The following is a 14137-nucleotide window of genomic DNA, read 5'->3' as shown; positions in this document are numbered from 1 at the left end:
GGCACTGGCCTCAGCCAGGGGCACCTCGCGACGGGCGATGGCGAGCTGGGCGCGGGCGGCATCCAGCTGGGCCTGCACGGTGGCCACGGCGGCATCGGCCTGCTGCTTGCGGGCGGCAAGCTGGGTGTCCTCGAGGCGGGCGAGGAGCTGGCCGGCCTGCACGCTGTCGCCTTCGCGCACCTTCATCTCGGCGATGCGCCCGGGGAGCTTGCTGGCCACGGTGGTGTGGTCGCCCTCGATGCGCCCGTTGGCCTGGATCAGGCCTTCGGGCAGGGCGGTGGTGCCGGCGAAGTGCTGCCAGGCCCAGGCGCCGACGGCCAGAACGGCCACGGCGGCGAGGGCAATGCTGAGGGTCTTTCTGTCGAGTGGCATGGCGTGACTCCCTTACAACTCACCCACCGCCTTCTTCAGACGGTAGTGGGCGAGGTGCAAGTCGTAGTGGGCATTGAGGTGGTTGCCGTCGGTGAGGGTGCGCAGCGCTTCGGCATCCAGGACTTCGGTCTGGGTGCCCATCCCGTTGCGATAGCGGTCGCGGGCCACGCGCAGGTTTTCGTCGGCCTGGGCGATGGCCGTGGAGGTGGTGGTGAGGCGTTCGGTGGCCTCGTCCACGGCCAGCCATTCACGGTGCACTTCCAGTTCGATCAGGCTGGCCGTGTCGGCCTGACGCTCCCGGGCGGCGCGGGCTCGCGCCGATGCGGCGTCGGCACGCTGGCGCTGGATGCCGCCGTCGAAGAGATCCCACTGTACGCCGATGCTCACCTGGGCCATGTCCTGATTGACCCGATAGCGGTTGTCCTCGTGGAGCAGGGCGGCGCTGAGGCCCACCTGCGGGCGGCGGGCGGCGCGTTCCACTTCGGCCTCCTGGTCCGTGGCCTCGGCCCGGGCGCCCAGCAGGGACAGCTCGGGGCGCAGGCTCCGGGCGCGGGCCGCGAGGGCGGAGAGCGCGTCACGATGGGTGTTCACCGGGGGCGGTTCGGCAACGTCCACCGGCGAGTCCAGGGGGCGACGCAGGAGACGGTTATAGGCCGCTGCGGCGAGATCCACCCCGTGGCGGGCGCGGGTCAGCTGCTGGCGGGCATCGGCACGGGCGACGGCCACCGACAGTAGGTCGTTGCGGGGTACCAGGCCCTGCTTGTGGAGGTCGTCCACGTCGAGGGCATGGGCGTCCAGGGCCGCCAGGTGGCGCTCGGCGGCGGCCAGGGCGCGGCGGCTGCGCAGCACGCTCAGCCAAGCCTCGGCCACGTCCAGCTTCACCGCCTGCTCGCTGCGGCTGCGCTCGAAGGCGCTGGCCTGCACACCGATATCGGCGGCATGGATGGCCGCCGTGATGCGTCCGCCGGTATAGACCGGCAGGGTCGCCTGCAGGGCGTGGGTGGCGTAGGTGCGCTCCGCCAGCGGCATCTGATCGGGCAGGGCGATGCCTGGCAGTGTCGGCAGGCCGATGCGGGCGGCGGGCTCCTTGCTCAGGACGGTGTAGCTGGAGCTGGCGGTCGCCTTGGGCAGGGCGAGACCCCGGGCGGCTTCCAGGCTGGCGCGGGCCGCCTCGGTGTCCGCGTCGGCGGCCCGCAGGCGCCCATCCACGGCAAATGCCGCCCGCCAGGCATCCGCCAGGGTTTCGGCAGCCGACACGGGAAAGGCTGTGGTGAGGAGCAGGGGTAAGAGCAGATGTGCCAGCCGGCGCGCGCCGGACGCGTATATGCGGCCGTCTGGGGAGAGGGCGGAATGGGGAGATCTCATCGCATCGACCTCGGTAGTTTACTGACCAATTGGTCAGTAAACTACGCCTAAGGAGGGTGTCCGTTTTGCGGGAGATCAAATTTCGCTCAGACTGAAGCTAGAATCCCGGCCACCTTCTCCTGGATCCGCCCCATGCCACTTGCGGCGCCATTGAAGTACCTCCATGCCTATCCGGAGCATCTGGTGCGCCCGGTTCGCGAGCTGCTTGCCGATGGCCGGCTGGGCCCCCTGCTGCTCCGCAAGTATCCCCAGGCCCACCCGGTGCGCAATGACGGCGCCCTGTACGCCTATGTGACGGAGCTGAAGGCGCGCCACCTGCGCAATGCCGAGCCCCTCAGCAAGGTGGCCTTCGACGGCAAGCTGCAGACCATCCACAACGCGCTTGGCACCCACACCACGGTGTCGCGGGTGCAGGGCGGCAAGCTCAAGACCAAGCGCGAGATCCGGGTGGCGACCCTGTTCAGGGAGGCACCACCGGAATTCCTGCGCATGATCGTGGTGCATGAGCTGGCGCACCTGAAGGAGCGTCAGCACGACAAGGCCTTCTACCAGCTTTGCTGCCGCATGGAGCCGGACTACCACCAGCTGGAGTTCGACGTGCGTGCGTGGCTGTGCTGGCTGGAGGTGGGCGGAGAGAACTTGTGGGGGAGTGGTGCGCGGGAGGATGGGCCGGGCGCCTAGGCAACGTTCGTGGGACGGCCCTTGGGTTGGGGCGAATTCAAGCTGATTTCCTCAGTCTGACGCGTCGTCTGACGATCGGAGCAGCCGCTCCCGTAGGGGCGACTTCAGTCGCCCACCACGCGCAGATCACAGGCAGGCCGTTGATTGAAGCCCGCGGGCGACTGACGTCGCCCCTACACCCATCCGCCACATCCGTCGGGTGACCCGGCCGGGCGCCCAAACCCGTGTCAGCATTGGGTTTGCGTCCGGCCCAGGCTGGGGCAAATCTATTGGCCCGCATGGTGTTGAGCCGGCGACATGCGCGGGCTCAACATCCGGACGATCAGAGGCTCAGGCCGCCCTTGAGCTTGTCCAGCATCTTCACACCCATGCCCTTGACCTTGACCAGTTCGTCCAGGGTCTTGAAGGGGCGGGCGGCGACGATGGCGCTGGCGACGGCCTTGGGCAGGCCCTTGACGGCAGCCAGTTCGGCTTCGCTGGCCTTGTTCACCGAGACGGTGGCCGGCACCGCGGCGGCCTCGGCCGGGGCTGCTGCCTTGGGGGCTGCGGCTTTGGTTGCAGACTTGGTTTTGGGGGCCGGCTTGGCTTCAGCGACGGGCTTGGCGACGGCGACAGGTTCGGCCACCACTTCGGCAGTCGGCTCCGCCACGGCTTCGGCTTCCCAGCTCAGGGGCAGGGGGAAGTTGGTGAAATCGCGGGTCACGTAGCCGAAGGCCGTCCATTCGCGCAGCAGCAGGGCGATGTGCCAGGTGCCGGCGGGGCGGGCGGCCAGGGGCAGCTCGAGGGCGAGGTCCTGCCAGCCATTCTGGCCGGCCAGGCTGCCGATGGTGGTGGCCGCCACTTGGATGCCATTGGGGATGCCGTTGCTGTACGGTGCGTCAAGCGCCCACAGCTCGAGCGACAGGGTGCCGCTCAGGTTGTCGGCGGCACGGGGGTTCTCGATGCCATCGACGTTCAGGCTGACCGTGGTCTCGCCGACGCTGAACCCGGTATTGCCCACCAGGCGGGGCTGCACGAAGGTTTCGGTGCGGGGGAAGTTGGCGTAGTCCAGCACCTGGTCGAACTGGCCTTCACGGCCCGCGGCGAGAACCAGCACCATGCTGTGCCCGGCTTGACCGGCGGGCGGGCAGGCGGCGGTGAAGGCGCTGACCCAGGCCGGGCTGCCCGCATCCAGGGAACCCACGGGCAGTTCGGCCACCATGGCGGCCCGGACGGGCTGCCCGCTGAAGGGGGCTTCACAGGCCCATAGCTGGAGCGCCCATTCTTGGCCGGCGGCCTCTTCCGGGTTGGCCACCAGCAGTTCGGCATCGAGCTGAACGCTGTCGCCGTCGAAGGCGTAGCCATGGTTGAGACCGATCCGGACGGCGCCGGAGGACTGGCCGAGGGGGGCCTGGAGGGTGTTGGAGGTGTGCATCCTGGAAATATCCTGCCTGTGCGAGGGGCGCGATTCTGCGGGCCGGGGCATTACAGCGTCAATCAATTGGCGATTGAATTTTTGGATGCACTGACACGGGGCGCAAAAACCGTGAAACCCGCACCAATACTGGGATTGCACTGTATTGGTGCGTTTATTCCAAGGGGGTTTTCGGGGTCTTCACAGCAGCACGATGTCGAACTGCTCCTGGCCATAGCTGGCCTCGGGATGCAGGGAGATGGTCTTGCCGATGAAGTCGGAAAGCATGGCCAGGGACTGGGATTCTTCCTCGTGGAAGAGGTCGATCACATTGGGTGCGGCCAGCACCCGGAACTCACGGGCATTGAACTGGCGGGCTTCGCGCAGGAGTTCGCGAAGGATTTCGTAGGCCACCGTGCGGGCGGTCTTTACCTCGCCCCGGCCGCCACAGGTGGGGCAGGGTTCGCACAGCAGGTGGGCCAGGGACTCCCGGGTGCGCTTGCGGGTCATCTCCACCAGGCCCAGGCTGGTGAAGCCGTTCACCGTCATCTTGGTGTGGTCCTTGGCCAGGGCTTTACGAAACTCTTCGAGCACGGCGCTGCGATGCTCGGGGCTTTCCATGTCGATGAAGTCGACGATGATGATGCCGCCCAGATTGCGTACGCGGAGCTGGCGGGCGATGGACTGGGCTGCCTCCAGGTTGGTCTTGAAGATGGTGTCGTCGAAATTGCGCGCACCGACGAAGCCGCCGGTGTTCACATCGATGGTGGTCATCGCCTCGGTCTGGTCGATGATCAGGTAGCCGCCGGATTTCAGATCCACCCGCCGGGCCAGGGCCTTTTCGATTTCCGCCTCGACGCCGTGCAGGTCGAACAGGGGGCGCTCGCCGGTGTAGTGGTCGAGCAGCGGGGCCACCTGGGGCATGTATTCGGTGGCGAAGGTGCTGAGCTTCTGGAAGTTCTCGCGGGAGTCGGCAACGATGCGGGTGGTGGCGTCGGTGACCAGATCGCGCATCACCCGCTGGGCCAGGTTGAGATCCTGGTACAGCACGAAGGGCGGCCGGGCACCCACGGCGCGGTTCTTGATCTCGGCCCACAGTTTCTTGAGGTAGGCGATGTCGGCGGCGAGCTCCTCGTCGGAGGCGTTCTCGGCCATGGTGCGGACGATGTAGCCCCCCGGTTCGTTGGGTGGCAGCAGACGGCTGACCCGCTCGCGCAGGGCTTCCCGCCCGGCTTCGTCGCCGATGCGCTGGGAAATGCCGATGTGCTTGTCCTGGGGCAGGTACACCAGCATGCGGCCGGCGATAGAGATCTGCGTGGACAGGCGCGCACCCTTGGTGCCCAGGGGGTCTTTCAGCACCTGGACGATGAGGTTTTGGCCTTCGGCGAGGATGCGCTCGATGGGCCGCGGTGCGTCGCCGGTGTGGCGGTCGGACCAGATGTCGGCCACATGCAGGAAGGCCGTGCGTTCCAGGCCGACATCCATGAAGGCGGACTGCATGCCGGGCAGCACGCGAACCACCTTGCCCAGGTAGATGTTGCCGACAATGCCCCGGCTGGCGGTGCGCTCGACATGGACTTCCTGGACCACGCCCTGCTGCATCAGCGCGACGCGGGTTTCCTGGGGTGTGAAATTGATCAGATATTCTTCAGACATGATGCGGGAGGCAAACGGTGATGGGCGATGGCGCGGCATTGGCTGCGTCATCGCCGATCGCCGCTCGTCCGGCATCGGCGGCGCGGTACGGTCCGCGCCTTGTTCTTGTGGTGTTGTCTGCCCGTCGGCGCCGGTGTGATTCTGTCAGTGCCTGAAAGAAGCTGTCAGAGAGGGGCGCAGCGAGTCACAAAGGATAGCCGAATTCCTGGAGCAAAGCCGCAGTCTCGAACAGGGGCAGACCCATGATGCCGGTGTAGCTGCCACGGATCTCCTCGATGAAGAGCGCGGCGCGGCCCTGGATGCCATACGCGCCGGCCTTGTCGGCGGCCTCGCCGGTGGCCACGTACTGCCGGATCTCATCTTCGCTCAGGCGGCGGAAGCGCACCTGGCTGGTGGACAGGCGCTCCCCGAAGCGCTCTCCGTCCGTGACCACCACGGCGGTCAGGACCTGATGGGTGCGCCCGGACAGTTCCCGCAGGATGGAGATGGCATGCTCCCCGTGGCTGGGCTTGCCGATGATCTCTCCTTCCAGTTCGAGGGTGGTGTCCGCCGCCAGCAGCAGGCGGGGAGGCAGGGCGCGCCAGCGCACCCGGTTGATGCCGCCTTCGGCCTTGGCCCGGGCCACCCGGCGCACGTAGGCGATGGCATCCTCGCCGGGGCGCACGTCCTCGTTGATGTCGTGGTCGTCGCGTCCGGGGCCACGGAACAGCAGGGGCTCGAAGGGAACGTGGATCTGTTTGAGCAACTCGCGGCGACGCGGGCTGTTGGAGGCAAGGTAGATCGGCGGGTGGTTCATGTCACTCCCGGTGATAGGGATGGTTCCTGGACAGGCTCCAGGCCCGGTAGAGGGCTTCGGCCAGCATCACCCTGACCATGGCATGGGGCAAGGTGAGGCTGGAGAGTCTCATCGTCTCGTGGGCCGTAGACTTGAGGGCCGAATCGAGCCCGTCGGGCCCGCCGATGATCAGGGCCACGTCTTCGCCCCCTTCCTGCCAGCGTTCCAGGCGCAGTGCCAGGGCCTTGGTCGTCAGATCCTCGCCACGCTCATCGAGGATCAGGCGTCGACAGCGGGCCGGCAGGGCGGCCTCGATGCGGGTGGCCTCGGCCGCCATCATCGCCTCCACCGTCTTGCCGGTGGTGCGGGGTTCGGCCTTCACCTCGATCAGCTGCAGGGGGAGCTCCCGGGGCATGCGTTTGGCGAAGTCGTCGAACCCGGTGTCGACCCACGCGGGCATGCGGGTGCCGACGGCAACGAGGAGGAGTTTCATGGCAGTGGGGGTAGTGGGCGGCGGTCAGGCCGCGGCGGAAGGCGGGAGATCCGAGCGCGTGAATAAACCTGCGTGCGGCTCGATATCGCCCCTCCGATGCTCACCGTAGCCTTGTACGGCGGCGTTTCCTGGCGCGAGCTCGAACCGCTCGCTATGAGTGCTTCAAGGCCCTCAGGCGCTGCGGGCCAGGGCGCTGCCGGGGCGGGAAACCCGTGAGGCGGTGCCGGCCCACAGTTCTTCCAGGTTGTAGTAGGCGCGCACGGCGGGCTGCATCACGTGGACGACCACGTCGCCGAGATCCACCAGCACCCATTCGCCACCGTCTTCACCTTCGATGCTGAGTACGTTGATACCGGCTTCACGGGCCTTGTTGGCCACGTTGCGGGCCAGGGCGCGGGTCTGGCGGTTGGAGTCGGCGCTGGCGATGATGACGCGCTCGAACAGGGAAGTGAGTCGCGTGGTGTTGATGACCTCGATCTCCTTGCCCTTGATGTCTTCGAGGGCGGAAACGACGAGGCTTTCGGTTTGGCTGATGTCCATTGATTCAAGAATAGAGTTGATGCCGGGAAATATAGTCAAGAACCGGCGGTGGGAGCAAATAACGCAGACTTTGGCCGTTGGCGGCACGACTGCGGATATCGGTGGCGGAGATCGCCAGGGGGGGCATGGAAAAGCTCGCGATCCTGCCGGCCGCGGCTTGACTCAGGGCTTCGGGCGCGGCGCGGCGCTGTTCCACGTGGCGGCGCAGCGCGTCGGAGAGGCGGGATTCATCCAGCGTGTAGCCGGGCCGGTTGGCCACCGCCACATGGGCGAGGTCGAACAGCTCGGTCCAGCGTCGCCAGGTGGGCAGGCCGAGAAAGGCGTCCACGCCCAGCAGCAGCACCATCGGGCGATCCGTGCCGAGGGTGGCGCGCAGACGTTCAAGGGTCAGGATGGTGAAGCTGGCCTGGGCCGCTTCCACCTCGGCCGGGTCCACCTCGAAGCTCGGGTTGTCGGCGGCGGCAAGGCGGACCATGGCCAGACGGTGGGCGCCGCTGGCGCCTGGCGTGCCCCGATGGGGTGGCTGGCCGGCCGGGATCAGGCGCACGCCCTCCAGCCCCAGGGCTTCCCGTGCCGTCTCCGCCAGCCGCAGGTGGCCGTAGTGGATGGGGTCGAAGGTGCCGCCGAAGATGCCCAGCGCGCCGGTGCCGGCCTCAGGACAGCTCATCGGGCCCGATGTGCTCGAACACGTCGAGGGCGTTGGCATAGAAGCTGGCAAAGATCACCGGAATGAAGACCACCGGGAAGGCCAGGGCCGGCAGCAGGGCCAGCAGGGGCGAGACCAGTTCGAGGATGGCGATCAGCAGCCCTGCACCCAGGGCGATGACCAGCAGGCCAATGCCGTAGGCGAGGAAGGGACGCCAATTGCGCAGGCAGGCGACGAAGCTGAAGAAAAGCGCCTTGGCGGCGGGCACCCGGCCCCAGCCCGCCAGCAGTGGGGCGAACCAGTAGGCCATCATCAGTGGTGTGGAGCCGATCGTCGCCACCAGCAGCGCCAGGGTGAAGGTGGGGTCGTCGAGGGTTTCGCCCCAGCTGGTGCGGCCGAGCATGGCCTTGGACAGTTTGGTGTTCATCTCCCCGTCGATGAGCAGGCTGATGCCCATCACCGCCAGGGTGCCGGCCAGATAGAGGCCACCGATTTTCACCAGTTCCGGCAGGTTCTGGCGAAAGCCCGACAGCAGGATGTCCGGCCCGGCCTTGCGCCGCTCGGCCACCGCCTTGCAGCCATTGAAGATGCCCAGCGACAGCGCCGGCATGACCAGGGACATGATCACCTGGCCGATCAGGGGGACGGCGGCGATCAGCAGCAAGCACAGGGAGCAGCCGAAGACCAGGAAGGTGATCAGGGCCGGGTTGCGCCGCCACAGGGAAAAACCGTCGAAAATCCAGGCCCAGCCGCGCTGGGCGGGCAACATGCGTGCCTGCATCCGCTTACTCCGTCCCTTCGGCAGGAGGCGTGACGGCCGGTGCCTCGGGCAGGGCCGGTACTTCGCCGAAGACGTCCTGATAGGACGAATACACGGTGCCGGCCAACACCGGCACCAGTACCAGTACGCCCAGGCCGGCAGGCACCATGGCAACCCAGATCAGCACATAGATGAGTACCCCGAGCACCACGAAGGCGCCGACGTTGCCGAAGCACGCGGAAAGGGAAAGCTTCATGGCGTCCAGGGGCGGGGTGTCGCGCAGCACGACCAGCGGCGCAGCAAACCACAGGGCAGTGATGAGCAGCACCCACAGCACCGAGAAGGCCACGCTGCCGAGCACCACGCCGCTGACCAGCCCCAGGCCCAGGCCCGCCAGGGCTTCAATGATGTAGCCGGTGAGGGCCGCACCGCCAACGATGATCACCGATACGAAACCGGCGATGAGCCCGCCGAGCAGGTAGAAGACGCCCACCAGGGCCAGATTGCCGGCATGCACCTTGAGGCCGGCAAAGAGGTGCTCGATGCGCAGGGGCTCACCCCGGGCCTGGGCATGGCAGCCCAGCACCATGCCCGCCACCATCACCGGAAAGCCGATCAGCACCACCGCCCAGCCCAGCAGGGGCACCAGCCCGAGCACAAAGAGCATCACGATGAAGATCACGCTGATGGCGATCCATATGCCCGGATTGCCGATGAAATAGCCCCAGCCCGCCTTCAGCCAGACCAGCGCCTGGGCAGGCGAAACGCGCTGCGGCTGCGGATGGCGTGCGGCATTATGGGGGTGGGCTGCTTTCAGTGCCGGTTCGTTCATGGCTCGGGCCGGGAAAACGGGATGAAAAATCAGGATGTTGCACTGCGATGAGATGCTAGCCCAAATCGGCTGCCAAGTTCAAACCGGTGGTCTGCGACGGACGGGGGTCAGCCCGGCAGCGGCGGCAGGGTGGCCGCATCGGCGCGCAAGCGCAGGATGCGCCGGTACTCGCCCGGATCCTTCACCAGCACCATCTCACCGGCCCGGGGAAGGTGGAAGTCTTCCAGCCGCGAAAGCCAGAAACGCAGCGCGGCGGCGCGTAGCATGGCCGGCCAGGCAGCCTGCTCGCCCGCGGTGAAAGGGCGGGATTCGGCATAGGCCGCCAGCAGGGCCGTGCTGCGGGCCGGGTCGAGGCTGCCGTCGGCGCTGGCGCACCAGTCATTCACCGTGACCGCCACGTCGAAGAGCAGGGCATCGTGCCCGGCAAAGTAGAAGTCGATGACCCCGCCGATGTAGTCGCCGTCCCACAGCACGTTGTCGCGGAACAGGTCGGCGTGGATCACGCCCTGGGGCAGGGCCTTCAGGTTGAAGCCGGCCTGAAAGGCCAGCTCCGCATCCAGCTCGGCCTGCTCAATGGCCGGCAGATGACCGCGCACCCGGGCCGCACAGTCGCGCCGCCACTCGGCACCCCGGGGGTTGGCCTGCTTGCGCCCGAAGGTCAGGCCGGCCAGGTGCAGCCCGGCCAGCATGGCGCCGATGCGTGCGCAACGGGCCGCGTCCGGAGCCATTTCGGAGCGGCCGGCCAGCCGGCTGACCAGCACTGCCGGCTTGCCCGACAGGCTGCCCAGGTATTCGTTGTCCCGGTTGGCGATGGGGGCCGGCACGGGCAGGCCGTGGCGGGCCAGGTGGGCCATCAGGTGCAGGTAGAAGGGCAGCTCCGCCCGGGGCATGGTCTCGAACAGGGTGAGCACATAGCGGCCGAGGCTGGTGGTGACGAAGAAGTTGCTGTTCTGCACACCCGCGGAGATGCCCTGCAGGCTGTCCAGGCGGCCAATGGCGTAGTTCTTCAGCCAGTCGGCGAGATCGGCGTCGGTGACGGGAGTAAAGACGGACATGGTGGTGCGAGCTTACCGCACCCGATCCGGCGGGGTCGAACTGATTCGGCAGGAGCGGCTTCCGTCGCCCACCCCTGCTTCGATCCATCGACGCGCCCTTGATTGGAGTCCGTCGGCGACGCCCGGGCCCTTTACCTTATAATCCGGGGCTTCCCATGAGCTGTCCCTGGCCTCCCCGGGCGTGTTCCCTGTCCAAGACCATGCGTGACCCCTACGAAACCCTGGGCATTTCGCCAACGGCGGCGGCCGACGACATCAAGACGGCCTACCGCAAGGCCGCCCGCCTTTACCACCCGGACCGCAACCCCGAGCCTGGAGCGGCCGACCGTTTTCGCCTCATCCAGGCGGCTTACGACATCCTCTCAGACGACGCCAAGCGGCGCGACTACGACGCCCTGCGGCGGCGCAACCTGATCGACGACCCCCTGCAGGAGGCCACCTCCCTGTGGGCGTCCTACATTGAAAAGGTAATTTCTTGACCTCGTTCTACTTTGAAGACATCTTCGAACGCTACGCCAGCGAAATCGACGATCTGCGTTCCGACTCCGAAGGCAAGGACGTACTCAACAAGCGTGTGCGCGACAAGCACAAGGAATTCGACTTCCTCGTCGGCATGATCGACAGCGCCCCCGAGATGGTCGCTCCGGCCTTCCATGGCGCCTTCGGCTTCAGTGGCGGAAGCCTCCTCCACGCCGCCGCCAACAGCGAGCCCGGCGATGATGGTTTTCCTGCCTGGGCCGAACTCGAAGCCAGCCTGGAGATCGCCCCCTGGGCGCACCCCCTGATCTCCATCTGTCTCGACAAGGACGGCGGCGAGAGCTTTCTTGTCACCACTGCCGTGCTCGAATGGCTGCTTGGCAGCGGCCTCAGCGCCCGTGCCGCTCCCGAAGCCGCCCGGGACGACGACGATGAGGACCAGACCGACGACCTTGGCGAAGCCGGGGAGGCGTGGATGTCCGAGCAGGGCTTCGACGCCGTTGACCGATAGGAAAGACTGTTCATGACCCAGCTCGTCATCAAGGAAACCCGCGAACTCATCCTCGCCGGCGAAATCTCCAAGGCCGAAGCCCACCTGGTGGTCCTGGCCGAACAGGAGGGCGACCATGCCCTCGTCGAAGTCCTCGACGAGATGGCCCCCAAGGACGTCCTGGCCGTGATCCGCGAATACGACGCCAGCAAGGAGTCCGTGGTCAACCTGCTGGTCAGCCCTGAGCAGTTCGTCCAGGCCATCGTGCTCGAACGCCAGTACGGCGAACCCATCGAGAAATACGTGCCGCGGCTGCGCAACACCATGAACGCCGTCATGCACCGCAGCCCGGCCGCCTGCGCCGAGGTGCTGGACTGCCTGGTGGAGCACGACGACGGCATCCGTGTGCTGGCCGACTATTTCACCGACCACTATGACTCCCTGCTGACACTGGCCTACCACGGTGTCTTCGAAGCCGAGGTCGACCTGGAGAAGGCCTTCACCCCCAAATCCGCCATCACCTGGGACGCCGAGCGCGTGGACGAACTCGACCAGGGCCTCGAGATCGGCGACGCCATCGAGCTGGTCAGGGTGCGCATGTCCCGCTCCGAGGTGGCCGACGCCGACTGGATGGAAACCGCCTGGGTGCTGCGCCATGAGTTCTCCGACACCTTCGAACTGCTCATCATCGAGATCCAGGACCGGCTGAGCCGCGCCGCTGAGGCTGCCCGGATGCCCCTGCCCGAATCCGGCGAGCCCGGCGTGCCAAAGCTCGATGAGGACGACGAGGAATCCGCCATCTGACCAGGAACCCACGCGGCGCTTCCGCGGCGCCGCGCCCCACACACGATGTTCGCCGATACCGCACTGACCACTGTCGACACCCGCCCCTACTTCGAGCGGGTGCTGTGTCATGCCCTCCAGACAGGCGTGGTGGACAACACCCGGCTCGACGCCCTGCGGCGCGAAGGCGCCAAGGGCATCGTGCAGCTCGCCACCTATTTCGGCACGCCCAACCTGCGCCCGGAGCTGGAGGCTGCCCGCACCCGCCTGGTCACGCTGGTCGGTCTCGCCCTTGAGGCCGAGTCCGGCGGCAAGATCGAGGTGGCCTGCTGCCTGCTCCGCGACAAGACCCTGCTGGCCCTGTCCAAGGCCGGTGCCGACCGCCTGCGCAAGCTGCACACCCTGCCCACCGAGCGCCTTCTCGGCGCACCCGAAGTCTTCCGCGAAAGCGAGAAGGATTTCCTCGCCAGGTGCACCGCCGACAGCCCGATGACCTACGCGCGCTATCTGGCCGAGCAGGTCACCCGGGAGCGCAACAAGGACTACATCGACGCTGCCTACTGGCTCGCCGGGCGGCTCGGCGTGGCGCGGGAAGACGCCGACGAATGGCACGTGTTCTGCGAATCCGTGATCAACAGCGCCCTGCTGGTGCTCCTCTGCGAGCGCAAGCCCGCCGGGTTTTTCAGCGTCGAACGTTTCATGAAACTCCACGAGGCTGCCCGCAAGAAGCGCAGCGCCAGCGTCCCGGCCCTCGACACCTGGCTGGAAGAAGCCCCCCAGAGTGTGCGCAAGCTGCTCCAGCGGGAGAGTGCGCGCTTCGTCGCCGAGGTCTTGCCGGTGATCCGTGAGTTTTCCGCCACCGAGATCTACCGCAACCAGGACCGTTTCTCGGGTCTGTTCTTCTTCGATACCAGCTCGGTCAACGAAATCACCCATCATGACAAGGCCTGCGCCGAGGCATGGACCCGCATCACCGGCAACCAGGGCGAGCACACCGACGTCCAGTGCGGCGTGCTGCTGATGGTTGCCACCGGCCTCGAACCCACCCGCAGCCTGCTCAAGCGTGACGCCACCCGGATCTGGGATCGCTTCCGCGAATCGGGCTTCGATGAAGCCGCCGTCGCCCGTTTCATCGAGAACGTGGTGCCCTTCGAATACCAGTCCGACGTGCGCCGCCTGTGGGAAGACGACCTCGGCCCCGAAGCCAGCCTGCAACTGGACAGCGATGACACCACCCTGGTGATGAACTACCTGCAGGACACCTGCCGCGCCGGCTGGAAGAAGAAAGCCGGCTGAAGCTTGGAACGACCAGCGGCATGCACCAACGATGACTGAAGGCAACCTGTAAGGACGACTTGTAGGGGCGACTTCAGTCGCCCATTACGCGTCGATCACCGCCATATCCTTGATCGAAGTCCGCGGGCGACTGAAGTCGCCCCCACAGGAAACGCCACGCGCAGCCCCACCTAACGGGCCAGGCACCCTCCATGCGCCAATGTGGACACCGCAGCGCACCATTTTGGCGCCTCCGCCGGCCCGGATGGGTCCGCATCCATCCGGAAACCCGCTGATTCCGCGGGAGCCCAACCCGGCACGATACCTGCTTAATACCCATCACCCGCTGGCAGTGCCGCCGCGGGCCTAGTTGCCTCCGCCAACGACGGCGGAACCCGAGCGAGTCGCGTGCGCAAGCACCCGCCACCTCGTTGTTCCAACCCGATATTGATCCGCGTTTCGCGGGGGCCATGATGTCTGCGCCGCTCATTTCCCGAGCCTGGCGAAGGCGTCCAGCACGGCCCCCTTAGAGGCCCGGACGTGC

At 66.9% G+C, this 14137-nt stretch carries 16 protein-coding genes; 5 read left to right on the top strand and 11 right to left on the bottom strand.

The annotated features are described in order from the left end of the window. Both J0L98_RS15475 and J0L98_RS15470 read right to left on the bottom strand, forming a co-directional pair. On the bottom strand, positions 1-372 hold a 372-nt coding region (locus J0L98_RS15475; RefSeq protein ID WP_296412682.1), incomplete at its 3' end, for a biotin/lipoyl-binding protein. 12 nt (positions 373-384) lie between these two features. Beyond that, on the bottom strand, positions 385-1737 hold the full coding sequence (locus tag J0L98_RS15470) for a TolC family protein (RefSeq protein WP_296412681.1): 1353 nt from the start codon (positions 1735-1737) through the stop codon (positions 385-387). 132 nt (positions 1738-1869) lie between these two features. Here J0L98_RS15470 and J0L98_RS15465 point away from each other — a divergent pair, with 132 nt between their 5' ends. Then, positions 1870-2418, top strand: a complete 549-nt coding sequence (locus J0L98_RS15465) for a M48 family metallopeptidase (protein ID WP_296412680.1) — start codon at positions 1870-1872, stop codon at positions 2416-2418. A 322-nt stretch (positions 2419-2740) separates the two neighbouring features. On the opposite strand, the gene J0L98_RS15460 is transcribed toward J0L98_RS15465, so the two are convergent. The 9 genes from J0L98_RS15460 to J0L98_RS15420 form a co-directional block, all read right to left on the bottom strand. Further along, a complete protein-coding gene (locus J0L98_RS15460) occupies positions 2741-3832 on the bottom strand; it encodes a helix-hairpin-helix domain-containing protein (protein ID WP_296412679.1) in 1092 nt (363 codons plus the stop codon). Between the two features lie 180 nt (positions 3833-4012). Beyond that, on the bottom strand, positions 4013-5467 hold the full coding sequence (gene rng, locus J0L98_RS15455; RefSeq protein WP_296412678.1) for a ribonuclease G: 1455 nt from the start codon (positions 5465-5467) through the stop codon (positions 4013-4015). A gap of 184 nt (positions 5468-5651) precedes the next feature. After that, positions 5652-6263, bottom strand: coding sequence for a Maf family protein (locus J0L98_RS15450; protein WP_296412676.1), 612 nt, complete (start codon positions 6261-6263; stop codon positions 5652-5654). Position 6264: 1 nt separating this feature from the next. After that, positions 6265-6735, bottom strand: a complete 471-nt coding sequence (rlmH, locus tag J0L98_RS15445; RefSeq protein ID WP_296412675.1) for a 23S rRNA (pseudouridine(1915)-N(3))-methyltransferase RlmH — start codon at positions 6733-6735, stop codon at positions 6265-6267. Positions 6736-6906: 171 nt separating this feature from the next. Further along, positions 6907-7275, bottom strand: coding sequence for a ribosome silencing factor (rsfS, locus tag J0L98_RS15440; RefSeq protein WP_296412673.1), 369 nt, complete (start codon positions 7273-7275; stop codon positions 6907-6909). Positions 7276-7279: 4 nt separating this feature from the next. Beyond that, positions 7280-7942, bottom strand: coding sequence for a nicotinate-nucleotide adenylyltransferase (nadD, locus tag J0L98_RS15435; RefSeq protein ID WP_296412672.1), 663 nt, complete (start codon positions 7940-7942; stop codon positions 7280-7282). After that, positions 7929-8702 (bottom strand): BPSS1780 family membrane protein, encoded by a 774-nt coding sequence (locus tag J0L98_RS15430; protein WP_296412671.1) that lies wholly within the window; start codon positions 8700-8702, stop codon positions 7929-7931. Before J0L98_RS15430 ends, nadD begins: the two co-directional genes overlap by 14 nt. A 4-nt stretch (positions 8703-8706) precedes the next feature. Further along, entirely contained in the window at positions 8707-9513 is an 807-nt protein-coding gene (locus J0L98_RS15425; protein WP_296412669.1) for a BPSS1780 family membrane protein, read from the bottom strand. A 107-nt stretch (positions 9514-9620) separates the two neighbouring features. Continuing rightward, a complete protein-coding gene (locus J0L98_RS15420) occupies positions 9621-10568 on the bottom strand; it encodes a homoserine kinase (RefSeq protein ID WP_296412668.1) in 948 nt (315 codons plus the stop codon). Positions 10569-10723: 155 nt separating this feature from the next. Between J0L98_RS15420 and J0L98_RS15415 the strand changes: the two genes are divergently transcribed. From J0L98_RS15415 to J0L98_RS15400, 4 genes are read left to right on the top strand one after another with little or no spacing between them, the layout of a single operon-like run. Beyond that, the gene (locus J0L98_RS15415; RefSeq protein ID WP_296412667.1) at positions 10724-11047 is read left to right on the top strand and encodes a DnaJ domain-containing protein; all 324 of its coding nucleotides are present in this window, start codon (positions 10724-10726) and stop codon (positions 11045-11047) included. Next, positions 11044-11556, top strand: coding sequence for a hypothetical protein (locus J0L98_RS15410; RefSeq protein ID WP_296412666.1), 513 nt, complete (start codon positions 11044-11046; stop codon positions 11554-11556). Before J0L98_RS15415 ends, J0L98_RS15410 begins: the two co-directional genes overlap by 4 nt. Before the next feature lie 12 nt (positions 11557-11568). Further along, the gene (locus tag J0L98_RS15405; RefSeq protein ID WP_296412665.1) at positions 11569-12339 is read left to right on the top strand and encodes a hypothetical protein; all 771 of its coding nucleotides are present in this window, start codon (positions 11569-11571) and stop codon (positions 12337-12339) included. Between the two features lie 45 nt (positions 12340-12384). Further along, entirely contained in the window at positions 12385-13614 is a 1230-nt protein-coding gene (locus tag J0L98_RS15400; protein ID WP_296412664.1) for a hypothetical protein, read from the top strand. Positions 13615-14137: the final 523 nt, after the last annotated feature.

The sequence above is a fragment of the Zoogloea sp. genome, from assembly GCF_017302315.1.
Taxonomy (GTDB): domain Bacteria; phylum Pseudomonadota; class Gammaproteobacteria; order Burkholderiales; family Rhodocyclaceae; genus Zoogloea.
This window is presented reverse-complemented; position numbering and strand designations above follow the sequence as displayed.